We start from the raw sequence: 24,037 nt of genomic DNA, 5'->3' as shown, positions 1-24,037 counted from the left end.
GAACCGACACGTCAGACCGTATCAGCAGCCGACCAGGCACTCCGCGTCACCGCTGGGGCGAACGGGCTAGTACTGGCAACTGTGAACCATTGCCCTGACCTGCGGGGTCGCGTTTGTATGGCCAGCGAGCCCCGCGCCGGCGATCCCGGTCGCGGAGCAGCTGCTTCGGCCCCCGGCCCGCGGTCCGCGCCCCGTGCACGGCCGGCGGCCGTACCCGGTACCGGTGGCCCGGCGATGCCCCCAGCGCCGGGCCACCGGTCAAGGGCCGCGGCACGGTGGTTACCAACCGGTAGGATCCGGCCCATGGTCCTGCGGAAGAACATCCTGATCACCGGCGCCAGCTCGGGGCTCGGCGAGGGCATGGCGCGCCAGTTCGCGGCGCGCGGCCGCAACCTCGCCCTCTGCGCGCGGCGCACCGACCGCCTCGACGCGCTTGCGGCCGAGCTCAAGGCCGCCTTCCCCGGGATCACGGTCGTCACCCGCCCGCTCGACGTGAACGACCACGACCGCGTGTTCACCGTCTTCGAGGAGTTCCGCGGCGAGCTCGGCTCGCTGGACCGCGTAATCGTGAACGCCGGGCTCGGCAAGGGCCAGCCCGTGGGGAAGGGCCGCTTCGACGCCAACCGCCAGACGCTCGAGACCAACTTCGTCGCCGCGGCCGCGCAGATCGAGGCCGCCGTGGGCATCTTCCGTGAGCAGCGCGAAGGGCACCTCGCCGTGGTCTCCTCGTTCAGCGCGATCCGGGGCCTGCCGAAGAATCTCACCGCGTACGCCGCTTCGAAGGCCGGGATTTCCGCGTTCGTGGCGGGCACGCGGGTCGAGCTGCGCCGCACCGACATCAGCGTCACCGAGATCCGCCCCGGTTACATCGCGTCCGAGATGTCCGCGCGCAGCGGCAGCACGCCGCTGCTGACCGGCGCCGAGGCGGGTGCCCGCGCACTGGCCAAGGCGGTCGAGGCGGAGCCGAAAATGGCGTACGTTCCTTCGTGGCCGTGGGTACCGCTGAGCGTGGTCATGCGCGTGCTGCCCGCCGGGCTGCTGGCCAAGTTCTCCTGACGAGCCGAAGGAGCGAATGCGTTGGGTGCGATCTACCTCGTCCGCCACGGTCAGGCCTCGTTCGGCGCGGCCGACTACGACGCGCTGTCCGAGCGCGGCTTCGAACAGTCCACTGTGGTCGGTCATGAGCTCGCGCGCCGCGGCGTCGAATTCGCGCAGGTGCGCTCCGGCTCGCTCGCCCGCCAGCGCGACACGGCGGCGACGGCGCTGAAGACGCTCGGTTCGGACGTGGCCGTGGTCGAGGACCCGCGGTGGAACGAATACGACCACGTGGACATTTCGCGCCACCACGCCGACGGTGCCCCGCAGGAGGATTCGCGCGAGTACCAGGGCCTGCTCGACGCCGCCCTCGGCGCGTGGGTCGCGGCGGGCGCCGACGGGCCGTGCGCCGAGACGTGGCCGGCGTTCCTCGACCGCTGCACCGCGGCCCTGACCGACCTCGTCGAGTCGCTCGGCAAGGGGGAGCACGCGCTCGTGTTCACCTCCGGCGGTGTGATCGGCACGATCGCGGGCGCGGTGCTGGGCGTGCCCGAGGTCGGCCTGCTGAAGTTCAACCGCGTCACCGTGAACACCGGCATCACCAAGCTCACCTCGGGCCGCGGCGGCGTGAACCTGTTGACGTTCAACGAACACCCGCACTTCGAAGCGGAGGCGGCGCAGCTGCTCACCTACCGGTAGGAGGTTCGTGATGGACTTCGGTGACGTCACGGTGGTCCCGGTCAACGGGCACGCACCCGAAGACGTGGTGGTCGACGCCGAGGGCCGGGTCTACACCGGCGTCGACGACGGCCGGGTCCTGCGCGTGGCCCCCGACGGCCGCCGCATCGACGTCCTCGGCGACACCGGCGGCCGCCCGCTGGGCCTGGAGCTCTACGGCGACGACCTGCTCATCTGCGACGCCCGCGCCGGCCTGCTCACGATGCCGCTGGCCGGGGGAGCGGTGCGCACCCTCGCGACCTCCGCCGCCGGCCTCGACCTCGTGTTCTGCAACAACGCCGCCGTCGCCACCGACGGCACGATCTTCTTCACCGACTCCTCGCGCCGCTTCGGCATCGACCGCTGGCGCGACGATCTCATCGAGCAGACCGCCGGCGGGCGCCTCCTGCGCCGCGCCCCGGACGGCACCATCGATCTGATCGCCGATGGCCTCCAGTTCGCCAACGGCGTCGCCCTGCCCCCGGACGAGTCCTTCGTGGCCGTCGCCGAAACCGGCGAGTTCCGCGTCACGCGCTTCTGGCTCCACGGCACGCGCCAGGGCCAGCGCGACACCTTCGTCGCGGATCTGCCCGGTTTCCCCGACAACATCGCCACCGGCAGCGACGGCTTGATCTGGGTCACGCAGGCCTCCGTCCGCGTCCCTGCCCTGGACGTCGTCCGCAAACTGCCCGAGCCCCTGCGTGCCGCGGTCCGTGCGCTGCCGGATGCCCTGCAGCCCGCCCCGAAACGCCACGTGGGAGTGCTGGGCATCGCCGCCGACGGCGCGGTGGAGCACGAACTGTGGGGCGAAGTCCCGGGCTTCCAGATGCTCGTCGGCGTCCGCGAACACGCCGGCCGCCTCTGGTTCGGTTCGCTGGAGGGGCACGCCATCGCGCACACCGAGGTGTGATCAGATGTCGGGACCCATCCCGGACCCTCGAGGAGCACACGGTGGCGGACGACCTGGCCCGGCGCTTGACCAAGGCGACCCACGGCGGCCCCGCCGTCGCCCCCGCACCCGTGGCCGATCTCGCGGACGCCTACCGCGTCTCCCGAGCGACCCGCGACCTGGCTCTGGCCGCCGGCGACCGCCTGGCGGGCTACAAAGTCGGCCTCACGTCCGAGCCGGCCCGCGCCACCTACGGTGCCACCGAACCCGCCTTCGGCTACGTCCTGGCTTCCACCGTGCTGGACGCGGGCCAGGCCTTGCCGACAGCCGGCATGTTCGCTCCTCGCGCCGAGGTCGAAATCGCCTTCATACTCGGCCAGTCGCTCTCCGGTCCCGCCGCCACCGCCGAGGACGTCCTCGCCGCGACCGCCGCGATCGCCCCCGCCTTCGAAATCGTCGACTCCCGCTGGTCCGGCGGGCCGACGACGTTGGCCATGCTCGCCGCCGACAACACCAACGCCGCCTACGCCTGCCTCGGCCCCCAGGTCGCGTTGCCGCGAGACCTTTCCGGCCTCGAGTGCACGCTCAAGATCGGGGACAAGGTCGTCCCCGGCTCCGCCGCGGCGGTGATGAACGGCAACCCGGCGGCCGCGGTGGCGTGGCTCGCGAACCACCTGGCGGAGACGGGCGAGTCGCTTCCGGCGGGGGTCGTGGTCCTGACGGGCACGTTGTGCGCGCCGACGCCGTTCACGGGCGGGGACACCCTGTGTGCCGAGGTGTCGGGTCTGGGCAGCCTGACGCTGGCGACGGAGTAGCCGCCACTGAGACGAACCGAGCCCCGGCACACCGCGTGCCGGGGCATCGTGCTGTCGTGCGGGGTTACCGCCCGGTCCACTGTGGACTACGCCCCGCGGACCAGGCGGCGTAGAACTCCTTGTGGTCGTGAGCCGTCATCAGCAACGCCTGCGTCATCGCCTCGAGCTCGATCGACGACCCCAGGTCCATGTCCAGCTCCCGGGTGAGCAGGACCTTCGTGGTCGAGTACGCCAACGCCGGCCCGTCGGCGAGCCGGCGCGCCAGCGCGGCCGCGGTCGACGCCAGGTCGGCGTCCTCCACAACCGACGTCGCCAGCCCGATCGCCTCGGCCCGGGCCGACTCCAGCTTGTCGCCCAGCATCAGCAGCTCGGTGGCCCGGCCGAGCCCCACCAGCCGCGGCAGCAGGTAAGCCGAGCCCATGTCCGCGCCGGCCAGCCCGACCTTCGTGAAGAGGAACGCGAACTTCGCCGACTTCGCCAGCACACGGAAGTCCGAGGCCAACGCGATGACCGACCCGGCCCCGGCCGCCACGCCGTTGACGGCGGCGATGACCGGAATGGGTGTCTCTCGCAACGCCTTCACCACCGCGCCGGTCATGCGCGTGAACTCGAGCAGCTCGGCGGTCTCCATCTTCTGGAGCTCGCCGATGATCTCCTCGACGTCGCCGCCCGAGCAGAAGCCGCGCCCCTGGCCGGTGATCACGAGCACTTTCACGTCCCCGCGATGCGGCAGCTCCGTGACCAGATCCCGCAAATCCGCATACACGTCGAACGTCAGCGCATTGAGCTTCTCCGGCCGGTTGAACGTCAGCGTGGCCACGCCGTCGTCCACGGTGAACTCGAAGTGGTCCCACGACTTCGTGATCGGGGCAGTCGCACGGAACGGGCTCATTTCTGAATTCCTCCACCATCGAGTACGAGGGTCTGTCCGTTGATCGCGGCCGCTTCCTCGGCGGCGAAGAACGCCACCGCGAACGCGACCTCCGAGGGTTCGAGCAGCCGCCCCAACGGCGACGCGGCCGCCAGGGCCGCCTCGGCGTCGGCTTCGCCGCGGCCGGTGCGTTCACGGATGCGGGCGACCGAGTCGGCCGTCATGTCCGTGCGCACGAAAGCCGGGCACACCGCGTTGGCCGTCACCCCGGTCCCGGTGATCTCCGCGGCGACCGCACGCATCAGCCCCACCGCGGCGTGCTTCGAGGCTGTGTAGCCCGCGGTGTAGCGGTAACCGACGTGCCCGGCCGTCGAAGCCACCGTGACGATGCGGCCGCGGTCGCGTGAGCGCATCCCCGGCAGCACCTCTCGGGTGCACAGGAACGCGCCGGTCGCGTTCACCTCGAACTGGCTCCGCCAGTCCTCCAGCGACGTCTTCGCGGTGGGGGCGCTCGAGGAGATGCCGGCGTTGTTCACGAGCACGTCGACGGGGCCCAGTTCGGCGAAGTACGAGCGCACGGCCTGCTCGTCGGTCACGTCGCACTCACGTCTTCCCGGCGCGTGCACCGTGTCACCCGCCGCGATGAAGTGTTCGGCGATCGCCGCGCCGATACCGCGAGTGCCGCCGGTGACGACCACCAGCCGTTTCATCCAGCCTCCTGACAACGTGCTCGTCCGAAAGCTACACCGCAGCGGACTGGGGTGTATAGAGTCGAGCTGTGCCCGAACCATCGCCCACCGGACCGCAGGAGCTGGTGATCACCCTCCTCGGCAGCTACGTGCGCCCGCGCGAGAGCCGGCGTGTGTGGTCGGGTGGTCTCGTGTCGCTGCTCACCGAGCTGGGGTTCTCCGACGGCGCCGCTCGCATCGCGCTCACCCGGCTGGTCAACCGCGACCTGCTGACGCGCCACCGCGAAGGTAGGCTGGTGCACTACTCGCTCACGAGCCGCACCGTCGCGGTCCTGGCCGACGGCGACCGGCGCATCTTCAGCCTCGGCCGCCGCGACCGGCCCACCGGTCCGTGGACGGTGCTGTGGCAGAACATCCCCGAGACCCGTCGCCAGGCGCGCGAGACGCTCGTGCGGCGCCTGCGGTTCCTCGGCTTCGGCCCGGTGCAGGATGGCACGTGGATCGCACCCCACGACCGCGAGGCCGAGGTGCTCGGCCTGCTCGCCGAGCTCGGCGTGACCGAGCACGCCGGCCTGATGCTGGGCACGCCTTCGGAAGCGCTGGACGTCCGCCGGTTCGCCGGGCGGGCCTGGGACCTCGACGAGCTGTCCGCGCGGTACGACGCCTTCGTGACCGAGTTCGGTGGCAGCCCGCACGATCTGCCCGACGCGCAAGCGTTTACGGTGCGCACGAGACTGGTCCACGAATTCCGCGTGTTCCCGTCGCTCGACCCCGAGCTGCCCGGCGAACTGATCCCCGCGCCCGGCCGGCGCGAGGCGGCCGTCGAGCTCTTCCACGACCTGTACGCCGCGCTCGCGCCCGCGGCGCAACGGCACTTCGATCGTGCCGTGCGGACCAGTGATTTCGACGAGGTGAGGAACCCATGACCCAGGCCGACGACACGCAGGCCGCGCTGAGCTACACGTCGTACCTCGCGCTCGACGAGGTGCTCGGAGCCCAGCGCCCGCGTTCCGATGAGCACGACGAGCTGCTGTTCATCGTGATCCACCAGGTGTACGAGCTGTGGTTCAAACAGATCCTGCACGAGGCGGAGTTCCTGCAGGTAAACCTCGAAGCCGGCAACACCGCGCACGCGATCCGCACACTGCGGCGCATCCTCACGGTGCTCAAGGTCGTGGTTGCGCAGATCGACGTTCTGGAGACGATGACGCCCAGCCAGTTCGCGAGCTTCCGCGCGCGCCTCGACGCGTCCAGCGGCTTCCAGTCGGCGCAGTTCCGCGAGCTGGAGGCGGTGCTCGGCCGCCGCGACGAGCGCGTGTTCGCGCACTACCCGGAAGGCGGCGAGCAGCGCGCGCGGATCGCCGCCGCGATGGCCCGGCCGTCGGTCTTCGACTCGTTCCTCAAGTACCTCGCGAACAGCGGTTATGCCGTGGACTGCGAGCGAGACGTCACCCGGCCGGTGGCACCGTCGGCGGAACTGCAGGCGGTACTGCTGAAGGTCTATCAGGACGACGGCGGCCCCTCGGTGGTCGCGGAGTGCCTCGTCGACCTCGACGAAGGGATGCAGGAGTGGCGCTACCGGCACGTGAAGATGGTCGAGCGGACCATCGGCGACAAGACCGGGACGGGCGGGTCGTCGGGCGCGACGTACCTGCGGGCCACCCTCTTCCAGCCGATGTTCCCGGACCTGTGGGCCGTGCGGAGCAAGCTGTGACGACGCTCGACTCCCTGCGCGCGGACGACAACGCGCTAGCGCCGCACTACTCGCGCTTCCGCGTGGCCGACCGGCTGCTGCTGTCGGCGCACTCGCACCAGGCCTGGCCCGACGTCGCCGAGGAAGGTCTGCTGGAGGCGTTCGCCGACGCCGCCCGCGACGTCGACGAGAAATGGGAAGCCGCGTTCGCCAAGGCCGACGAGCTGCGCGCCGGCTTCCGCGCGCTGCTGTCCGACCCGCACGGCGAGTACGCGCTGGGCGCCAATACCCACGACCTCGTGATCCGGTTCCTCTCGGCGATCGAGCTGCGTTCGCGGCCGCGCCTGGTCACCACCGACGGCGAGTTCCACACCCTGCGCCGGCAGCTCACGCGGCTGGAGGAGGAAGGCGTCGAGGTCGTGCGGGTGCCTGTGGACCCCGTGCCGACGCTGGCCGAACGCGTGGCCGCGCAGGTCGACGGCGATACCGCGGCCGTGCTCGTGTCCGCCGTGCTGTTCGAGACCTCGCGGCTCGTGCCCGGGCTCGCGCACCTGGCCGACGTCTGCCACGCCGGCAACGTCGAGCTGGTCGTGGACGCCTACCACGCGCTGGGGGTGGTGCCGTTCTCGCTGCACGACCTGGGGCTCGCATGCGCTTGGGTGGTCGGCGGTGGCTACAAGTACCTCCAGCTCGGCGAGGGCAACTGTTTCCTGCGCCTGCCCGCCCACGCGCAGGAGCTGCGGCCGGTCGTCACCGGCTGGTACGCGGAATTCGGCGCGCTCGCCGACCGGCAGCGCCCGGACCGCGTCGCCTACGCCACCGGCGGAGACCGCTTCGCCGGTGCGACCTACGACCCGTCGAGCCACTACCGCGGTGTGCGCGTGCAGCGGTTCTTCGCCGAGCACGGCCTGACGCCGGAGTTCCTGCGCACAGTGTCACAGCACCAGGTCGGCCTGCTGGCGCGGTGCTTCGACGATCTCGGCCTGCCCGCCGACGTGGTGTCGAGGGACCGCGAGACGCCGCTCGGCATGGTCGGCGGGTTCCTGTCGCTGCGCAGCCCGTCGGCCGGCGAGCTGCGCAGCGCGTTGGCCGAGCACGGCGTCCGCACCGACAGCCGGGGCTCCTACCTGCGGTTCGGCCCCGCTCCCTACCTGTCGGACGCACAGCTGGAAGCGGCGATGGCGGCGCTCGGCAAGGTCGTCGCCGGCTGAGGGGACGACCTGCGGTGGTCGGTTCGCGCGGATGGCTCTAGGTTGGCGGTGTGCGGGTAGACGATCTCTGCTCGGCACACCACCTTCCGGAGCGCGCGGCCACGAACCGCGAGCGGTCAGACAAGGGAGTCACCACCGTGACCGAAGGAGTGTTCGGCCGGCACAGCGGCCATGAACAAGTCGTGTACTGCCACGACGAGGCCAGCGGCCTCAAAGCCATCATCGGCATCTACTCCACCGCACTGGGCCCCGCGCTCGGCGGCACCCGCTTCTACCCCTACGCCACCGAGGACGACGCGCTCGACGACGTGCTCGCGCTCTCCAAGGGGATGGCGTACAAGAACGCGCTGGCCGGACTCGACCTCGGCGGCGGAAAGGCCGTGATCCTCGGCGACCCGGCCACGATGAAGTCCGAAGCGCTGCTGCGTGCCTACGGCCGCTTCGTGCAGTCCCTCGGCGGCCGCTACATCACGGCCTGCGACGTGGGCACGTACGTGCACGACATGGACGTGGTGGCCCGCGAGACGAAGTTCGTCACCGGCCGCTCGCCCGAAGACGGCGGTGCGGGCGACTCCTCGGTGCTCACCGCGTACGGCGTCTACCAGGGCATGCGCGCTTCGGCCGACCACGTGTGGGGCGTGCCCGATCTGGCCGGCCGTCGCGTCGGCGTCGCCGGTGTCGGCAAGGTCGGCCACATCCTGGTGGGCCACCTCGTGGAGGCGGGGGCGCAGGTCGTGATCACCGACGTTTCGGCACTCGCCGTCGAGCGCACGCGCGCCGCGTACCCGGGCGTCGAGGTGGTGTCCGATGTGGACACCCTGATCGGCACGGACCTCGACGTCTTCGCCCCGTGCGCAATGGGCGGTGTGCTCACCGACGAGACCGTGGCCGCGCTGCAGGCCCGCATCGTCTGCGGTGCCGCGAACAACCAGCTCGCCCACCCGGGCGTCGACAAGCTCCTCGACGACCGCGGCATCCTGTTCGCCCCCGATTACCTCGTCAACGCCGGCGGCGTCATCCAGGTCGACGACGAACGCCACGGCTTCGACTTCGCCCGCGCCCAGCGCAAGACCACGGCCATCTTCGACACCACGAAGGCCGTGTACGCCCTGGCCAAGGCCGACGGTGTCCCGCCCGCCACGGCGGCCGACCGCCTCGCCGAACGCCGCATGGCCGACGTGGGCCGGCTGCGGTCGATCCTGACGGTCTGAGATTTTTCACGACGGCGGGCGCGCGGGATTTCCGTGCGCCCGCTTTGCTCGGCAGGAACGGTTTCAGCCGAGCGCCGGCGTGCCGGGCTGTTCCGATGTGGACACGGCCGGGACGAGCGCGCTGACTTGCTGCCTCGCGTGTTGTTCCTGCTCGCGGAGGCCGCGCGCCGGCGTGGTGACGATGCCGGGGGGCCTGAGCTACAGCCAGCTGCGGCTGCTGGGCACGCTGGAGGACATCCAGCCGGTGACCCAGCACCGACTGGCACAGGCGCTGCCGGTGTCCGACCCGGCGATCAGCCGCGCGCTGCGCCCGCTGGAGACCGCCGGGCTCGTCCAGGCCTGCCAGGACCCCGAACACGTCCGCCGCCGGCTCGTGAGCATCACCGAGGTCGGCTCGAAGCCTTCCACGACAACGGGAAACCGCTCTACGCCGAGCTGCGTGCCGCCCTGCTCGAAGCCGGCTTCCCGTATGAGCAGTACCTGCGCGACACCGCCCGGCTCGCCCGGCTCCTGAGGCGTGAGAAAGGCCCCCTCACCGCGGTGAGGGGGCCTTCGTCGGTGGGCGATGCTCAGCCGCTCTTGCGGCGGAACGTGCGCTTGTTCGCGGCGGGCCCGTGGGCGTGCTGGTTCTTGCCGCCGCCGGTTTCGTGGGCGGAGCCGGAGCGGGCGTGGGCCTGCTTGCGCTCCAGCGCCTCGCGGAACTTGCGCTTGACGTCGTCCTCCTCGCCGCTGGGCGACGGTTGCGGATCACTCATGCTTACCTCCGAAGGTGACGACGTGTGACCGTCCCAGCCTGGCACCGCCGGGAGCCCGGCGCGAGTCGATTTCGACACACCGGGACACGCTCACACCCGCACAGCCAACCACGCTCGACCAGGGCGGGATGCACCGGATCGATCAGGCCGACGCTGCGTGATCGGCCCGCCGCTGTCCGGCGGTTCGCGGTGAGGGGACGGACGCCACGAACCGGTGCGGCCGCGGGTGAACGCGGCGGCGGGCGCGGACCGCCGCCGTCACCACGAGGCGGGACAGCAAGCCTGCGACGAGCACCACGCAGAGCACGAGGGCGGCGCGGCCGCTCGCGCCGTCGAAGACGAGGCGGCCTTCGCGGCCGAGGATGAAGCCGGAGTCGACGGCCCAGGCCACGACGGCGATCCCCGCCGCGGCGACCGGTGCCGTGGTCGCAGCGGCGGCGACCACGACGAGCGCCAGCGGCACCAGCGCGTAGAGCGGGTGCGCGGTCGCCCCCGCGACATCCGCTCCGATCGCGGCGGCCACCACGGCCGCGCAGCCGAGCGGGAAACCGAAACCACCGGTGATGCCCATGGGTCCAGCTCAGCGCGCCCGCCCGCACCGCACGAGAGGCGCGGACGCTTCCCCTACAGCCCGCGCGGTGTTCTTGACGTCTCCTTAACTGCGGCTCGTGGCCCGCACGATCGCGTCCACGATCTCCGGCCACAGCGGTTCGGGCAGGTCGTGGCCCATACCGGGGATGACCACGAGCTCGGCGTCGGGGATCGCGGCCGCGGTGGCCTTGCCGCCGCTCACGTCGATCATCGGGTCGGAGTCCCCGTGCACGACCACCGTCGGCAGCCGCAGCGAGCGCAGGGCCTCCGTGCGGTCGCCCGAAGCGATGACTGCCGCAGCCTGGCGCAGCGTGCCCATCGGGTGCTGCGCGCGGTCGTAGCCCCGGGTCGCCCTGAACCGCAGGTACTCGTCGGTCGCGGGATAACCCGGCGAGCCGGTGGTGCGGTAGGAGGCGATGCTCTGCTCGATGGCCTCCTCGCGCGTCGCCGCGGGCGGGCGCGTCAGCGTGGCCAGCGCGGCGGGCGAGGTCTGGCCGACGGTCGGGTCGCCGGTCGTGGACATGATCGACGTGAGGCTCAGCAGCCGGTCCGGGTGGTCGATGGCCAGCTGCTGCACGACCATCCCGCCCATCGACGCGCCCACCACGTGGGCCTTCGCGAAGCCGAGCGCGTCGAACAGGCCGACGGTGTCGTCCGCGAGGTCGGAGAGCAGGTACGGCGCCGAGGCCTGTCCGGCAGCGATCCCCGCGAGGTCGGGCGCGCCGAGGTCGTCGAGGTAGGCCGACAGGCCGATGTCGCGGTTGTCGAAACGGACGACAAAGAACCTCCTGCTGGCGATCAGCTCGCAGAACCCGGTCTCCCAGGTCACCATCTGGGCACCGAGGCCCATCACGAGCACCAGCGGCGGGTTCGCGGGGTCGCCGAAAGTGTCGTACTCGAGTTCGAGGCCGTTGGCCAGGGCACGGGGCATGCCCTGATCCTGCCCTAGCTCCCCAAATCCTGGCACGGGCCGTCGTTATCCGGATACGGTACATCGCATGCCGTCTTCGTCCTCGCGGGCCGGGAACCGCCCTCGCTCGCGCGCGGCGGCGGGACTGCCGGCCGTCACCGCCGAGAAGGTGGTCGACGCGGCGGTCGCGCTGACCGCCGAACGCGGCCTCGACAACTGGACGTTGCGCCAGCTGGCGGCGGCCGTGGACGCCTACCCCGCAGTGATCTACCACCACGTCGGCGACCGGGACGCGGTCGTGGCCGCGGTGCTCGACCGCGTCGTCGGCCTGCTGAGCCTGCCCGACGAGGACCTGTCGTGGCAGGACTGGTTCGCTGAACTGCTGGGCGAGCTGCGCACGGTGCTGCGGGCCCACCCGGGCACCGCGCGGCGGCTGGTGCTGTTCGGTCCGTCGGTGTCGGCCGCCATCCGCACCATCGACCGCGGGATCGGCGTGCTGCTCGCCGCCGGCTTCCGCGAGGAGAGCGTGCTGGCCTACAACGTGCTCGTCGCCACGGCCTGCCAGTTCGTGGCGATGGAGGACGACCGTGACAGCACACTCGCGTTGCGCCTGGACAACACCGAGGAGTACGCGACCTATCGCGACCGGACCGACCTGCCCGGCATGGCCGCGCAGGGGCGCGCCATGCACGAGCTGATGGCCGATCCGGAGCTGGCGGCCGGCTGGTACGCCCGGCTCTACGACTACGCGGTGCGCCGCTGCGTGGACGGGCTGGCGCACCGCCTGGCCGAGCTCGAGGCCGAGCCGCGGGCCTGATCTGGTCGCAGCAGCCTTCCTGCGTGGGCCGAACGTGTGACCGCCCCGGTGTTATCCGGGGGAAACTGACACCGAACCCACGTCGACCAGGGGTAACGTGGAAAGGAGCCGGGGGTCGCGAGGCTTCCGGCCGGGGCCCCCGGCACTTTCCTCCCCCCTCGTGGTGCCGGGGGTTCCGTCATTCCCCGGGAACTTCGCCCTGGATCAGCGGGAACACCTCACCGATGAGGGTGACGAGCGATTTGCTCAGCAGGGTGTGCACCTGATCCCGGCTCAGTGATCCCCGCACGAGCCATTCGCGTCCCGCCGCCTTCACCATGCCGGCGAACGCGCGCACGGCCGCGTTCAGCTCCTCGCCGTGCTCGCTGTCGCGCGAAAGCCCGACGGCCTCCAGCACGCGGTCGGCCGATTCGCGGTCGGCCTCTTCGAGGATGCGGTCGACCTCCGTGTCGCGCCCGATGCCTTCCGGCGCGATCGCGGCGAGCCACGTCTTCTCCTGCGAGCGCACCATGTCGAGGAACCAGTCGATGGCGACGTCGGCGCGCAGCTCCAGCGGGCCCTCGGGCAGAATCTCGATCGCGAGCCGTGGCACGGTCAGCGCGCGCCGCACGATTTCCAGGTACAGCTCGCGTTTCGTGCCGAAGTAGTGGTTGATCAACCCCCGCGCGACCCCGGCGGCCGCTGCGATGTCCGAAGTGGACACCGCCGAGTAGGGCCGTTCGCCGAACAGGCGCGCTGCGCAGGCGTAGATCTGCTCCCGGCGCTCGTCCGGTTCCAGTCTCCGCCACTTCGGCGCCGGCTCCGTATTCATACGTAATATTTTCGCATGATCGGTTCAGCGGGACCGACCGATCTTCGGAGGTGTCGCGCCCGGGGACACCATCGGTTGGCTACCGCCGGGTACGGGTTGACGGGCCGCGGGGTCAGGCGGGCAGTTCGATCGGCGCCAGGTCGTCGAACAGGCCACCGGGACCGGGGTTGGCCGGCGCCGACTCGCCGCCGAAGTGCCGCTGCACGCCCCACGCCGCGTTGAGCGCCGTCTGCACGGCGCCCTCGGCCCAGCCCGCGGTCCAGGAAACGTGGTCGCCGGCGAGGAACAGCCCGCGGTAGCGCTCGGGCAGGTTGTCCTGAACGCGCCCATGAAGTGCGGTTCCGCCTCCCACGACACGGTCACCGGGTCGCCCAGGTGCTTGCGCACGTCCACTCCGGGGTAGATCTCGCGTAGCGACTGCAGCATCACCTCCACGCGCTCGGAGACGCTCAGCGGCAACCACTTCAGCGAATCGTCGGCCCACGTGTAGGAAAGGCAGATCACGGCGGGTTTGCAAGGGTCGGCACCGAGCAGGTACGTGCCGCGCGGCATCCGGTCGGTCAGTGTCATGCTCATCGTGTCCCGCCCGGTCACGGGATCGCGGTCGAGCCAGAACGGCCGGTCCACCGGCACGAAGACCTTCGACGACGCCATGTAGTGCGTGCGCTCGATCGCCGTCCAGTGGTCGATCGGGAACAGCGCCTCGTCGCAGTCGATCTTGGACAGCAGCAGCCAGCTCTGCGCGGTGAACACCGCGGCGCGGAAGGTGCGGATGTGCCCGGACGCGTCGGTGACGGTCACGTTGTTCGGTGCCGTGCGGTGCAGCCGCGTGACGCCGGGGCGCGACCGGCCGCCTTCGTGCAGCGCGGCCAGATTCGTGCCGGCGGGCCAGTGCGCAAGGGTTTCCGGTGCGTCGTCCCACAACCGCACCGGCAGCTGCCTGCTGCGGCCGGTGATGCTCTGCGATGCTCGTCGTCGGCGCCGGTGTAGACGACGCGCAGGATCTCCTGGATCGAGTTGGGGAAATCGGTGTCCCAGCCGCCTGTGCCGAAGCCGACCTGGCCGAAGATCTCGCGGTGGCGGAACGACGCGGACGCGGGCGAATCGCACAGGAATCCGTGGAAGGTCTGGTTGTCCAGGCGCGGCACGAGCTCGTTCCAGATGCGCTTCACAGTTTTCGCGTCGCGGTCGCGGATCGCGATCTGCATCTCGGCGAACGACGCGTGCTCGTCGAGCGTGCGCTGCCAGGCCTTGGCGACTTCGGTGAACACCGGTGGCAGATCGTCCGGCGTGCGCGCGTAGTGGCTGTGCCCCTTGAGGTCCACGACGGTGCTCGGCGTCGCGGGCGAGAGCGGGTTCGGGAACGGCGAGGTTTCCAGCCCCACCTTGTCGATGTAGTGGAACAACGCGGTGGACGCCGGCGGGAAGCGCATGGCGCCCAGTTCGGCGACCACGTCGTCGGGCAGGCCGGGGAAGCGGTGCGTGCGCAGACGTCCGCCCAGCTCGGCGATCTCGTACACCACCGGCCGCAGCCCGAGTTTCATCAGCTCGTAGGCCGTGACGACGCCCGACAGTCCGCCGCCGATCACAGCGACCTCGGTGCCGTGGTGCTGCGCCGGCACGGTGCCGAGGCCGGCGGGATGGGTGAGGTAGTCGTCGTAGGTGAACGGGAAGTCGGGGCCGAACATGGTGATCGGGCGCCCGGCCGGCTCGTCCGTGGGGATCGCGGTCGGGACGGCGGAGGTCATGCCTGGGGTCCTTCTTCGGTCAGGGATCGGTACAGCGCGGGCCGGCGGTCGGCGAGGTAGGTGTTCTCCGGACGCGTGAGCACGGCCGGGTCGATGTCGGCGAAGATCAGCTCGGGTCCTTCGCCGGCTTTCGCCACGGTCTCGTCGGGGGAGGCGACGGTGGAATGGCCGCAGTAGGTCAGCTCGCCCTCGGTGTCGCAGCGGTTCGCGTACACCACGTACAGCTGGCTTTCGTGCGCCCTGATGGGGACGAGCGCGTCCGCGACCCGCTCGTACGGCCGAATCAACGCGGTCGGCACGAGCAGCAACTGGGTGCCGGCGAGGGCGTGCGCGCGCACCGGCTCGGGAAACTCCACGTCGTAGCAGATGAGCAGCCCCACGTGCAGCCCGCCGAGGTCCGCCTGCACCACCAGGTCCGCGCCAGGGGAGAACTGGGTGTGGTCGATCTCGCCGTAGAGGTGCGTCTTGCGGTAGTTCGCGAGCCGTTCCCCTTGTGCGGAAATAAGTTGCGCCGAGTTGTACACGGCTTCACCGTCGCGTTCGGGGTAGCCGTAGACCAGCGCCACGTCGTGCTCTCGCGCGAGCGCGCCCAGTTCCCGCGCGAGTGGTCCGTCGGCCGGCTCGGCGCGTTCGGCGACCACGGCGGCGCCGAGGGCATACCCCGTAGTGATCATCTCCGCGGTGACGACGAGCGCGGCCCCGCCTTCGGCCGCGGCAGCGAGCGCGGCGGGCAGGTCCTCGTAGGGCCCCTGGTGGACGGCGACGATCATTTCGCTTCCGCCAGCCGTGAACGCCGGATGCCGTAGCCGAAGTACAGCACCAGCCCGAGCAGCATCCAGCCACCGAACACGACCCACGTGGCCCCGTCGAGGCTGAACATCATGTCCGCGCAGCAGAGCACGCCGAGGACCGGTGTGATGGGGGAGAACGGCACGCGGAACGTGCGCGCGTCGTCCGGGCGGCGCCGGCGCAGCACGAGCACGGCGATATTGACCAGGCCGAAAGCGAAAAGTGTGCCGATGCTCGTCGCGTCGGCGAGCTTGCCCAGTGGCACGAACGCGGCGAGCACGGCGACGAACGCCGACACCACCAGGGTGGTCGTGCGCGGCACGCCGGTCCTCGGGTGCACTGTGGACAGTGCCGTGGGCACGAGCCCGTCGCGCGACATGGCGAACAGGATCCGTGTCTGTCCGTAGAGGACGGTCAGCACCACGCTGGAGATCGCCACGATGGCGCCGACGGCGAGCACCCCCGCCCAGAACGGGCTGTCCAGCACCGCGGTCAGCACGTGCGACAGGGCGGCCTGCTGGTCGTCGAACCGCTGCCACGGCAGGGCGCCGACGGCCGCGACGGCCACCAGGCAAAAGAGCACGGTGACGATGCCGAGCGAGAGCAGGATCGCGTGCGGCAGGTCGCGCTGCGGGTTGCGGGCCTCCTCGCCGGCGGTCGACGCGGCGTCGAACCCGATGTAGGAGAAGAACAATTTGGCGCCGCCCGCGCTCATACCCGCGAGGCCCAGCGGCAGGAACGGTGTGAAATTCCTGGCCTGCACGGCAGTGAACGCGATGGCGCAGAACAGGACCAGCGTCGCGATCTTCACCCCGACCATGATCGCGTTCGCCCGCGCGCTCTCCTTCGCACCCGAAGGCAGCAGCACCATCGCCAGCAGCACCACGACGATCGCGGGCACGTTCACCATCCCGCCGTCGCCGGGTGGGCCGCTGATCGACTCGGGGAGCGCGAACCCGAACGCCAGCTGCAGCAGCTCGTTCACGTACTGGCCCCAGCCGACGGCCACCGACGCCACGGACACGCCGTACTCGAGGATCAGGCACCAACCGCAGACCCACGCCACGAGTTCGCCGAGCGTGGCATACGCGTAGGAGTACGACGAACCCGAGAGCGGGATCATGCCCGCGAGCTCGGCATAGGACAGCGCGGAGAACAACGCCGTGACCCCGGCGAGCACGAACGAGACCACCACGGCGGGCCCGGCCACCGGCACGGCCTCGCCGAGCACCACGAAAATGCCGCTGCCCAGCGTCGCGCCGATGGACAGCATCGTGAGCTGGCCCAGGCCGAGTGACCGTTTCAACGGGCCGTGGCCGGCCTCGGCCACCAGGTCCGCGACCGGTTTGCGGCGCCACAGCGCGGTGCCGAACCGCACGCGGGTCGGGGTGGACGTCACCTGGCTACTCCTCGTCGTCGAGGCTGCGTTGAAGATCGGGTGCGAGCCACGGTATCGAGCGAGGTGTACCCGACAACTGGAAAACGTTGCGCGTTCGGATGCGGTCTCGGTGTTTCATTGCAGTTTGACGGTCGGAACGGTGATCCGTTCACTCCGCGACCGCGGGCGACGGATCGGCCGGCTGGGTCGCTTCGGGCCGCGCGGGCGCGGCCGCCTCCGCCGGCTCGTCGCTCGCGGGCAGCAGCAAGGTGAACGTCGGCGGGTGCGGGCTCGACAGGCGCAGCCGCCCACCCTCCGCCTCGGCCAGGCTGCGGGCCAGCCGCAACCCGATGCCGTGTCCCGGCGGCGCGGTGCGGGCCAGGGCGAACGGGTCGGTGTCGCCGAGGCCCGGGCCGTGGTCGGCCACGTCGATCGCGAGCGCGCCACCGGCGTCGCGCGCGACGACGGTGACCGGGCCCCGGCCGTGCGTCGTCGCGTTCTCGAGCAGCACCGCGAGCACCTGCCGCACGGCCGCCGCCGATGCCCGGACGGTGGGCGGGTCCTGGACTTCGACGCGAAGGCCGCACCCGTCGAGCAACGGAGTGCGGGCCTCGCGCAGCTCGGCCAGCACCGTGTCGAGGTCGAGCTCCGCGCGCGGTGCCCGGCGTTCGCGAGACAACGCGAGCAGGTCGTCGATGGTGCGCTCGAGCCGGTCGGCCGAGTCGATGCCGGCGCGGATCGCCGCGTACGGGTCGAGCCCGGGCGTCTCCAGCGCGGCCTCCAGCTGCAGCCGTAAGCCGGCGAGTGGCGTGCGCAGCTGATGCGACGCCTCGGCCGAGAACGCGCGCTCGCGATCGAGCGTCTCGCCGATCCGCTCCGCCGTCACGTCCAGCGCCGCCCCGACCCGGTCGATCTCGGCGATGCCGGCGCGAGGGCCGCGAGCGGTGAAGTCACCGTCGCCGAGCCTGGTCGCCGCGGACGACAGCTCCTCCAGCGGGCTCGACAGCCGGGCCGCGAGGCGCCGTGCGATGAGCCAGCTCGCGGCGACGGCGGCGACGCCGAACCCGATCATCGCGAGCCAGGTCAGCCCGACGCGACGCAGGAGCACGGTGTGCGGCATCGCCGCGCGGACCACGCCCGCGAGCCGCGCGCCGTCCATCACCGGCACCGCCAGCACGTCCTCGCCGTCGACCGGACCGGACGCCACGTCGACGTCCGCCCCGGACACCTGGCTCACCACCGCGTCGGCGGTGTCCGGACCCGTACCGGAGACCAGCTGTCCCCCCGGGTCGTAGATCCCGACGGTCACGCTGCCCTGCACCGGCTGGCGGGGCGCGCGCCCGGCGGCGAGCGCGTCGGACACCTCCAGTGCCGTGCCGTCGGCGGCGCGTTCGAGCTCGGAGCCGGTGTTCTCCCGGAAGTACCACAGCGCCGCGACGGCCAGCGGGAGCCCGAACAGCACGGTGGCGAGCACGGCGGCGAGCACCGTGAGCGTGACGATCCGGCGGCGCACGCTCAGGCCTCTTCCAGGCGGTAGCCGTGCCCCCGCAGGGTGGCGATCCGGGGCACGTCCGCCGGCTCGGGCGCGGCGTCGGCGAGCTTGCGCCGCAAGGCCGCGATGTGGACGTCGAGCGTCTTGGTCGAGCCGAGCGCGTTCGCGTCCCAGACGTCGGCCATGAGCCGCTCCCGGCTCACCGCGACGCCCGGTTGCTCGGCGAGGCGAGCCAGCAGGTCGAACTCCCGCGCCCGCAGGTCCACCTCCCGCCCGCCGACGACGACGCGCCGGCTCGCCGCGTCGACCACGAGCGAGCCGACGGTGACCACCGGCACCGCAGAGCTCGCGGGCGCGCCGCGGCGCAGGTGAGCGCGCACGCGGGCGAGCAACTCGCCGAGCCGGATGGGTTTGGTCAGGTAGTCGTCGGCGCCCGCGTCGAGGCCCACGACCACGTCCATCTCGTCGGCCCGCGCGGTGAGGATCACGACGACGGCACCCGGCATGCTCGTGCGCAGGCGGCGGCACACGTCCACGCCGTCGAGGTCGGGCAGACCCAGGTCGAGCAGCACGAGCTCGGCCCCGGTCTCGTTCAGGGCGCTGCGGCCGTCGCGGCACCAGCGCACCTCGTGGCCGTGGCGCGCGAGCGACGACTCCAGGACGCCGCCGATCGTCATGTCGTCCTCCACCACCAGCACCTTGGCCACGGGGGCAGCCTAACCAACACCCCGGAAGGACTGTGCCGGGAAATCCGCGGAGGCTCGTGGCGTCTACAGAGGACGGTGCTCAGCGCCTCGGGCGCGCGGTGCTTTCGCGAAGCACGACCTCGGCGTTGAGGCGGACCGTGCGCGCTCGCGCGCCGGAACCCTTGAGCGCGAGGTCCATCGCCCGTTCGCCCAGCTGTTCCAGAGGAAGCGCGACCGTGGTGAGTGCCGGCGTGAGGTCGCGCACCACCGGGATGTCGTCGAAACCCGCCACGGAGATCTCACCCGGGACGGCGACGCCGGCCTCGCGCAACGCGGCCAGCGCGCCGATCGCCATCAGGTCTGTGACGGCGAACACGCATGTCGGGCGTTTCCGCTTCGGCCGCTCCAGAAGCCGCTTCGCCGCTTCGTAGCCGCCGTCGCGGGTGAAGGCGGTCTCGAGGACATCTTCATCGGACAGCGGCACGCCGTGGGCGGCGAGTTCCTCAGCGAAGCCGCCAAGCCGGTCGCACACCGTGGTGAGCCGAGTCGGTCCGGCCAGCACGGCGAACCGCTTGTGGCCCAGCCCGACGAGCGCCTTCGCCAGAGCGGCCGCGCCGCCGCGGTTGTCGGGCTGCACGGTGTCCACTTTGAGCCCGCGGTGCCGACTGACGGCGGCGACCTGGCCGCCGCCTCGGCGGTACGGATCGAGCTCCGCGGTCATCGCGCGTTCCCACGAGCGGTCCTCGAACGCCGACCCGATCAGCAAAATCGCCGACGCCCGCTGGGCTCGCAGTGCCGAGACATACGCCACTTCGCGGTCGGGGTCGCGGAACGTGTCGGAGAGCATCACGAGCAGGCCGTTGCCGTTGGCCACCTTCATGACTCCGCCGGCGACCGCGGAGAAGTACGGATCGGACACATCGTGACAGATCACCCCGACCGTCCGATGTGTCCCTCCGGCGAGTGCCTGCGCGTGTGCGTTCGGTGCGTACGCGAGCTCAGTCGCGGCCGACATCACGCGGTCGCGCAGGTCCGTGCGGACGGACGCGGTGCCGTTGAGCACCCGCGAAGCCGTGGCGAGTGACACGTCGGCGCTTTGTGCCACGTCCGCCAGGGTCACGTGCGGCCCGGACTTCATCGCTCCTCCATGGTGGTTCCTCGGGCATAGTGGCCCCATGCTCGGTCTGTACCCGGAAATCGAACCCTACGACCACGGGATGCTGCCGGTGGGCGATGGCAACGTAATCTACTGGGAGGAGTGCGGGAACCCCGCGGGCAAGCCGGTGGCGTTCCTGCACGGTGGTCCCGGCGGCGGCGCGTCGGCGCGGCACCGGCGGCTGTTCGACCCCGAGCGGTACCGGATCCTGCTGTTCGACCAGCGCGGTTGCGGCCGCAGCACGCCCCACGGCAGCACGGCCGAGGCGGACCTGTCGGTGAATACCACCTGGCACCTCGTGGCCGACATGGAACTCCTGCGCGAAGACCGCGGCATCGACCGGTGGCAGCTGTTCGGCGGCTCTTGGGGCAGTGTGCTTGCCCTCGCGTACGCCGAGCAGTACCCGAACCGCGTGAGCGAGCTCGTGTTGCGCGGAGTCGCGACACTGCGGGTGAAAGAGATCCAGTGGCTCTTCGGCGGCGGCGCCGCGTGCTTGTTCCCCGAAGCGTGGTCGCGGTTCCTCGCGCCCGTGCCGTACGCGCGCCGCAGCGACAACCTGCTCGAGGTGTACCACGAGCTGCTGCACCACCCGGACCCCGAAGTTCACGGTCCCGCAGCGATCGCCTGGAGCCGGTGGGAGGGCGAGACGGTGAAGTTCACGCCGCAGGAGGAAGTGGTGTCGGCATTCACCGAGCCGGAGTTCGCGCTCGCCATCGCGCGCATCGAGAACCACTACTTCCGCCACGGCGGCTGGCTGGCCGAGGACCAGCTGATCCGCGAGGCCGGGAAGCTCGCGGGCATCCCATGCGTTCTCGTGCAGGGAAGGTACGACGTGGTCACTCCCGCGACTACGGCGTGGGAGCTGGCGCAGGTACTGCCCGGCGCGGAGCTGAAGATGATCTCCGACGCCGGTCACGCCTTCGACGAGCCCCGGACCCTGCACGAGCTGATCAGCACGACCGACCGGTTCGCGGCAGGCTGGGACGAGCACGAGATCGACGAGCCGAGAGGAAACACACGGATGCTTTTTGGTGACGAGCACGTCCGCCGCTACGAGGAGACCGACGGCGAGGTCGGCCACGAGTGGCAGCCCGGCGTACCGACCCTGGTGCTCACGACCAAGGGCCGCAAGTCCGGTGAGGACCGCAAGTTCGCGCTCATCTACCAGGAGGTGGACGGCAACCCCGTGATCGTCGCCTCCAAGGGCGGCGCGCCGACGCACCCCGGCTGGTACCTGAACCTGGAGGCCAACCCGGAGGTTCGCGTCCAGGTGCTGGCCGACAAGTTCACCGCCCGGGCCCGCACGGTCTCCGGCGAGGAGCGTGCCCGGCTGTGGAACAAGCTCGCGGCGGTGTGGCCGGACTACAACGAGTACGCGAAGAAGACCGACCGCGAGATCCCCGTGGTGGTCCTCGAGCGGGTGTGATCCGCGCCGCGTCCGAGACCCGGGGTCAACCGAGCCGGGTGGTCTTCGGCTACGAATGACGCTCATGGCCCTGCGAAACCGGTCGCGCGACCGCTGGACCCCGCTCGAGAACGAGGGGGAGCTGCTCACCTTCCGTCAGATGGAGGCCTACGGCCGGCGCTTCGCCCGCGCCGGCCGTGGCGCCTGGTACAGCTTCGCGATCGAGGTGGTCTGGCAGTTCCTCGTGCTGTTCAGCCGCTTCCGCGTGCGCGGTGCGCGCCACATCCCGGCTTCGGGCGGGATGCTGGTGGCGTCGAACCACCTGTCCTTCGCCGACCCGACCACGCTCACCGCGTTCTGCCTCGCGGCCGGCCGCGTGCCGCGGTACCTGGCGAAGTCGAGCCTGTGGGATCTGCCGGTGGTCGGCTCGGTGATGCGGTCCGGCCAGCACATCCCGGTGTACCGCGGGGCGCCGACGGCCGCGGGCGCCTACCGCGACGCCGTGAAGGCGGTGGAAGCCGGCGAGTGCGTGACGATCTTCCCGGAGGCCACGTTCTCGACCGACCCGGACGGCTGGCCGATGAAGGGCAAGACGGGCGTCGCGCGGATCGCGCTGGAGACCGGCGTGCCGGTGGTGCCCGTCGCGAACTGGGGCACGCACCACCTGCTGCCCGCCGGGGCCTGGTTGCCGCACGGGATCCCGCGCAAGACCGTCGAGCTCGTGGCGGGTCCGCCGGTGGACCTTTCGGATCTCCGCAACGGCGAGCCGACCCGTGAGGTGCTCGAAGAAGCGACCGCCCGGATCATGCGCGCGGTGACGGATCTGCTGGCCGGCATCCGCGGCGAAGAGCCGCCTGGCGACCGTGCGTGAGGCGAGCACCGTCACCCCGCCCCGCCAGTCGGTTCGGGGTAATTTAGACGGTATGAGTGCACACTATGACGTCGTGGTCCTGGGGGCCGGGGTCGGCGGCTACGTGGCCGCCATTCGCGCCACGCAGCTCGGGCTGAGCGCGGCGGTCGTCGAGGAGAAGTACTGGGGCGGGGTGTGCCTCAACGTCGGCTGCATCCCGTCGAAGGCGCTGCTGCGCAACGCCGAGCTGGCGCACACGGTGAAGGAAGAAGCCGCCACCTACGGCATCTCCTCCGACGGCGAGATCCGCTTCGACTACTCGGCCGCCTACGAGCGCAGCCGCAAGGTCGCGGACGGCCGCGTCAAGGGCGTGCACTTCCTGATGAAGAAGAACAAGATCACGGAGTACGACGGCCACGGCGAGTTCGTTGACGACCACACCCTGGAGGTCAACGGCGAGCGGATCACCTTCGACCACTGCGTCATCGCGACCGGCGCCACGGCGCGTCTGCTGCCCGGTACTTCCCGCAGTGACCGCGTGGTCACCTACGAAGAGCAGATCCTCGAGAGCGAGGTGCCCGGGAGCATCGTGATCGCGGGCGCCGGCGCGATCGGCGTGGAGTTCGCGTACGTGCTGCGCAACTACGGCGTGGACGTGACCATCGTCGAGTTCCTCGACCGGATGGTGCCGCTGGAGGACGCCGAGGTGTCGGCGGAGCTGGCCAAGCGCTACCGCAAGCTCGGCATCAAGGTCCTCACCGGCACCAAGGTCGAAGCCATCGACGACTCGGGCGCGAAGGTTCGGGTCACGGTGTCGAAGGACGGCAAGCAGGACGTGCTGGAGGCCGACAAGGTCCTGCAGGCCATCGGCTTCGCGCCCAATGTGCAGGGCTATGGCCTGGAGAAGACCGGCGTCGAGCTCACCGAGCGCGGCGCCATCGCGGTGGACGGCCGGGGCCGCACCAACGTGCCGCACCTGTTCGCGATCGGCGACGTGACGGCGAAGCTGATGCTGGCGCACGCGTCGGAGTCCATGGGCGTCGTCGCGGCCGAGACAATCGCCGGCGCGGAGACCATGGAGCTCGACTTCGTGATGATCCCGCGCGCGACCTACTGCCAGCCGCAGATCGCCAGCTTCGGCTGGACCGAGGCCCAGGCCCGCGACAAGGGCTACGACGTGCAGGTCGCCAAGTTCCCCTTCACGGCCAACGGCAAGGCGCAGGGCCTCGGCGACGCCGGCGGCTTCGTGAAGATCCTCAGCGACGCCAAGTACGGCGAGCTGCTCGGCGCGCACCTCATCGGCCCGGACGTGACCGAGCTGCTGCCCGAGCTCACGCTGGCCCAGCAGTGGGACCTGACCGTGCACGAGGTCGCCCGCAACGTCCACGCCCACCCGACCCTGGGCGAGGCGGTGAAGGAAGCGATCCACGGGCTGGCCGGGCACATGATCAACTTCTGAGTTTTCGGCTTCACGAGCGCCGGATCGTCCACTGTGGACGGTCCGGCGCTGTCGTGTGC

The 24,037-nt window shown here is 71.1% G+C and carries 24 protein-coding genes and 1 pseudogene; 13 read left to right on the top strand and 12 right to left on the bottom strand.

The genetic code is table 11. The features are described from left to right. The first annotated feature begins 303 nt into the window (after positions 1–303). From AB0F91_RS27425 to AB0F91_RS27410, 4 genes are read left to right on the top strand one after another with little or no spacing between them, the layout of a single operon-like run. Positions 304–1,056, top strand: a complete 753-nt coding sequence (locus tag AB0F91_RS27425) for an SDR family oxidoreductase (RefSeq protein ID WP_360601870.1) — start codon at positions 304–306, stop codon at positions 1,054–1,056. A gap of 21 nt (positions 1,057–1,077) precedes the next feature. Then, positions 1,078–1,734, top strand: a complete 657-nt coding sequence (locus AB0F91_RS27420) for a histidine phosphatase family protein (RefSeq protein ID WP_360601868.1) — start codon at positions 1,078–1,080, stop codon at positions 1,732–1,734. Between the two features lie 10 nt (positions 1,735–1,744). After that, complete coding sequence (locus AB0F91_RS27415) at positions 1,745–2,662, top strand: SMP-30/gluconolactonase/LRE family protein (RefSeq protein ID WP_360601866.1); 918 nt, start codon at positions 1,745–1,747, stop codon at positions 2,660–2,662. Between the two features lie 41 nt (positions 2,663–2,703). Continuing rightward, entirely contained in the window at positions 2,704–3,456 is a 753-nt protein-coding gene (locus AB0F91_RS27410) for a fumarylacetoacetate hydrolase family protein (protein WP_360601864.1), read from the top strand. A gap of 64 nt (positions 3,457–3,520) precedes the next feature. On the opposite strand, the gene AB0F91_RS27405 is transcribed toward AB0F91_RS27410, so the two are convergent. Together AB0F91_RS27405 and AB0F91_RS27400 are read right to left on the bottom strand one after the other, a co-directional pair. After that, a complete protein-coding gene (locus AB0F91_RS27405; RefSeq protein ID WP_360601862.1) occupies positions 3,521–4,348 on the bottom strand; it encodes an enoyl-CoA hydratase family protein in 828 nt (275 codons plus the stop codon). Next, entirely contained in the window at positions 4,345–5,037 is a 693-nt protein-coding gene (locus AB0F91_RS27400) for an SDR family oxidoreductase (RefSeq protein WP_360601860.1), read from the bottom strand. The genes AB0F91_RS27405 and AB0F91_RS27400 overlap by 4 nt, the downstream gene beginning before the upstream one ends. A gap of 68 nt (positions 5,038–5,105) precedes the next feature. On the opposite strand from AB0F91_RS27400, the gene AB0F91_RS27395 reads away from it, so the two are divergent. The 5 genes from AB0F91_RS27395 (at position 5,106) to AB0F91_RS27375 (ending at position 9,645) form a co-directional block, all read left to right on the top strand. Next, positions 5,106–5,942 (top strand): PaaX family transcriptional regulator C-terminal domain-containing protein, encoded by an 837-nt coding sequence (locus AB0F91_RS27395; RefSeq protein WP_360601858.1) that lies wholly within the window; start codon positions 5,106–5,108, stop codon positions 5,940–5,942. Then, on the top strand, positions 5,939–6,730 hold the full coding sequence (locus tag AB0F91_RS27390) for a tryptophan 2,3-dioxygenase family protein (RefSeq protein WP_360601856.1): 792 nt from the start codon (positions 5,939–5,941) through the stop codon (positions 6,728–6,730). The genes AB0F91_RS27395 and AB0F91_RS27390 overlap by 4 nt, the downstream gene beginning before the upstream one ends. Continuing rightward, the gene (locus AB0F91_RS27385) at positions 6,727–7,920 is read left to right on the top strand and encodes a kynureninase (protein ID WP_360601854.1); all 1,194 of its coding nucleotides are present in this window, start codon (positions 6,727–6,729) and stop codon (positions 7,918–7,920) included. The genes AB0F91_RS27390 and AB0F91_RS27385 overlap by 4 nt, the downstream gene beginning before the upstream one ends. A 137-nt stretch (positions 7,921–8,057) precedes the next feature. Continuing rightward, positions 8,058–9,131 carry a Glu/Leu/Phe/Val dehydrogenase dimerization domain-containing protein gene (locus AB0F91_RS27380; protein WP_360601852.1) on the top strand — a complete coding sequence of 358 codons (1,074 nt, stop codon included), beginning with the start codon at positions 8,058–8,060 and terminating at the stop codon, positions 9,129–9,131. 181 nt (positions 9,132–9,312) lie between these two features. Next, the gene (locus AB0F91_RS27375; protein ID WP_360601850.1) at positions 9,313–9,645 is read left to right on the top strand and encodes a MarR family transcriptional regulator; all 333 of its coding nucleotides are present in this window, start codon (positions 9,313–9,315) and stop codon (positions 9,643–9,645) included. A 55-nt stretch (positions 9,646–9,700) separates the two neighbouring features. On the opposite strand, the gene AB0F91_RS27370 is transcribed toward AB0F91_RS27375, so the two are convergent. The 3 genes from AB0F91_RS27370 to AB0F91_RS27360 form a co-directional block, all read right to left on the bottom strand. Next, positions 9,701–9,886, bottom strand: coding sequence for a DUF5302 domain-containing protein (locus AB0F91_RS27370; RefSeq protein ID WP_285973648.1), 186 nt, complete (start codon positions 9,884–9,886; stop codon positions 9,701–9,703). A gap of 142 nt (positions 9,887–10,028) precedes the next feature. Then, a complete protein-coding gene (locus tag AB0F91_RS27365) occupies positions 10,029–10,457 on the bottom strand; it encodes a hypothetical protein (RefSeq protein ID WP_360601848.1) in 429 nt (142 codons plus the stop codon). 84 nt (positions 10,458–10,541) lie between these two features. After that, positions 10,542–11,408 carry an alpha/beta hydrolase gene (locus tag AB0F91_RS27360; protein ID WP_360601846.1) on the bottom strand — a complete coding sequence of 289 codons (867 nt, stop codon included), beginning with the start codon at positions 11,406–11,408 and terminating at the stop codon, positions 10,542–10,544. Positions 11,409–11,475: 67 nt separating this feature from the next. Between AB0F91_RS27360 and AB0F91_RS27355 the strand changes: the two genes are divergently transcribed. After that, complete coding sequence (locus tag AB0F91_RS27355; protein ID WP_360601844.1) at positions 11,476–12,204, top strand: TetR family transcriptional regulator; 729 nt, start codon at positions 11,476–11,478, stop codon at positions 12,202–12,204. 178 nt (positions 12,205–12,382) lie between these two features. Here AB0F91_RS27355 and AB0F91_RS27350 read toward each other — a convergent pair whose 3' ends face one another. From AB0F91_RS27350 to AB0F91_RS27320, 7 genes and pseudogenes are all read right to left on the bottom strand, one after another. Next, complete coding sequence (locus AB0F91_RS27350; protein ID WP_360601842.1) at positions 12,383–13,015, bottom strand: TetR/AcrR family transcriptional regulator; 633 nt, start codon at positions 13,013–13,015, stop codon at positions 12,383–12,385. Between the two features lie 112 nt (positions 13,016–13,127). Then, positions 13,128–14,763 (bottom strand): annotated as a pseudogene (locus tag AB0F91_RS27345) (NAD(P)/FAD-dependent oxidoreductase). Next, a complete protein-coding gene (locus AB0F91_RS27340; protein WP_360601840.1) occupies positions 14,760–15,533 on the bottom strand; it encodes a carbon-nitrogen hydrolase family protein in 774 nt (257 codons plus the stop codon). The pseudogene AB0F91_RS27345 and the gene AB0F91_RS27340 overlap by 4 nt, the downstream one beginning before the upstream one ends. Beyond that, positions 15,530–16,951 (bottom strand): amino acid permease, encoded by a 1,422-nt coding sequence (locus AB0F91_RS27335; RefSeq protein ID WP_360601838.1) that lies wholly within the window; start codon positions 16,949–16,951, stop codon positions 15,530–15,532. Before AB0F91_RS27335 ends, AB0F91_RS27340 begins: the two co-directional genes overlap by 4 nt. A 148-nt stretch (positions 16,952–17,099) precedes the next feature. Then, positions 17,100–18,443, bottom strand: a complete 1,344-nt coding sequence (locus AB0F91_RS27330) for a HAMP domain-containing sensor histidine kinase (RefSeq protein ID WP_360601836.1) — start codon at positions 18,441–18,443, stop codon at positions 17,100–17,102. 2 nt (positions 18,444–18,445) lie between these two features. Beyond that, on the bottom strand, positions 18,446–19,129 hold the full coding sequence (locus tag AB0F91_RS27325) for a response regulator transcription factor (protein ID WP_360601834.1): 684 nt from the start codon (positions 19,127–19,129) through the stop codon (positions 18,446–18,448). Between the two features lie 79 nt (positions 19,130–19,208). After that, entirely contained in the window at positions 19,209–20,246 is a 1,038-nt protein-coding gene (locus tag AB0F91_RS27320) for a LacI family DNA-binding transcriptional regulator (protein ID WP_360601832.1), read from the bottom strand. A gap of 37 nt (positions 20,247–20,283) precedes the next feature. Here AB0F91_RS27320 and pip point away from each other — a divergent pair, with 37 nt between their 5' ends. The 3 genes from pip to lpdA all read left to right on the top strand — a co-directional run bounded on the left by pip (position 20,284) and on the right by lpdA (position 23,978). Continuing rightward, a complete protein-coding gene (gene pip / locus AB0F91_RS27315; RefSeq protein WP_360601830.1) occupies positions 20,284–21,690 on the top strand; it encodes a prolyl aminopeptidase in 1,407 nt (468 codons plus the stop codon). Between the two features lie 64 nt (positions 21,691–21,754). After that, on the top strand, positions 21,755–22,540 hold the full coding sequence (locus AB0F91_RS27310) for a lysophospholipid acyltransferase family protein (RefSeq protein WP_360601828.1): 786 nt from the start codon (positions 21,755–21,757) through the stop codon (positions 22,538–22,540). A 52-nt stretch (positions 22,541–22,592) separates the two neighbouring features. Then, complete coding sequence (gene lpdA / locus AB0F91_RS27305; RefSeq protein WP_360601826.1) at positions 22,593–23,978, top strand: dihydrolipoyl dehydrogenase; 1,386 nt, start codon at positions 22,593–22,595, stop codon at positions 23,976–23,978. The last annotated feature ends 59 nt before the right edge of the window (positions 23,979–24,037 follow it).

Source organism: Amycolatopsis sp. NPDC023774, from assembly GCF_040639695.1.
Lineage (GTDB): Bacteria > Actinomycetota > Actinomycetes > Mycobacteriales > Pseudonocardiaceae > Amycolatopsis.
The sequence above is the reverse complement of the archived record's forward strand: the minus strand, read 5'-3'. Positions and strand labels throughout refer to the sequence as shown.

Excerpts from the sequence above, each read along its gene's own strand:
- lpdA (WP_360601826.1), top strand. The coding sequence starts at position 22,593 with ATGAGTGCACACTATGACGTCGTGGTCCTGGGGGCCGGGGTCGGCGGC.
- AB0F91_RS27415 (WP_360601866.1), top strand. The coding sequence starts at position 1,745 with ATGGACTTCGGTGACGTCACGGTGGTCCCGGTCAACGGGCACGCACCC.
- pip (WP_360601830.1), top strand. The coding sequence starts at position 20,284 with ATGCTCGGTCTGTACCCGGAAATCGAACCCTACGACCACGGGATGCTG.
- AB0F91_RS27340 (WP_360601840.1), bottom strand. The coding sequence starts at position 15,533 with ATGATCGTCGCCGTCCACCAGGGGCCCTACGAGGACCTGCCCGCCGCG.
- AB0F91_RS27375 (WP_360601850.1), top strand. The coding sequence starts at position 9,313 with ATGCCGGGGGGCCTGAGCTACAGCCAGCTGCGGCTGCTGGGCACGCTG.
- AB0F91_RS27365 (WP_360601848.1), bottom strand. The coding sequence starts at position 10,457 with ATGGGCATCACCGGTGGTTTCGGTTTCCCGCTCGGCTGCGCGGCCGTG.
- AB0F91_RS27370 (WP_285973648.1), bottom strand. The coding sequence starts at position 9,886 with ATGAGTGATCCGCAACCGTCGCCCAGCGGCGAGGAGGACGACGTCAAG.
- AB0F91_RS27425 (WP_360601870.1), top strand. The coding sequence starts at position 304 with ATGGTCCTGCGGAAGAACATCCTGATCACCGGCGCCAGCTCGGGGCTC.
- AB0F91_RS27400 (WP_360601860.1), bottom strand. The coding sequence starts at position 5,037 with ATGAAACGGCTGGTGGTCGTCACCGGCGGCACTCGCGGTATCGGCGCG.
- AB0F91_RS27390 (WP_360601856.1), top strand. The coding sequence starts at position 5,939 with ATGACCCAGGCCGACGACACGCAGGCCGCGCTGAGCTACACGTCGTAC.
- AB0F91_RS27310 (WP_360601828.1), top strand. The coding sequence starts at position 21,755 with ATGGCCCTGCGAAACCGGTCGCGCGACCGCTGGACCCCGCTCGAGAAC.
- AB0F91_RS27405 (WP_360601862.1), bottom strand. The coding sequence starts at position 4,348 with ATGAGCCCGTTCCGTGCGACTGCCCCGATCACGAAGTCGTGGGACCAC.
- AB0F91_RS27355 (WP_360601844.1), top strand. The coding sequence starts at position 11,476 with ATGCCGTCTTCGTCCTCGCGGGCCGGGAACCGCCCTCGCTCGCGCGCG.
- AB0F91_RS27320 (WP_360601832.1), bottom strand. The coding sequence starts at position 20,246 with ATGAAGTCCGGGCCGCACGTGACCCTGGCGGACGTGGCACAAAGCGCC.
- AB0F91_RS27360 (WP_360601846.1), bottom strand. The coding sequence starts at position 11,408 with ATGCCCCGTGCCCTGGCCAACGGCCTCGAACTCGAGTACGACACTTTC.
- AB0F91_RS27350 (WP_360601842.1), bottom strand. The coding sequence starts at position 13,015 with ATGAATACGGAGCCGGCGCCGAAGTGGCGGAGACTGGAACCGGACGAG.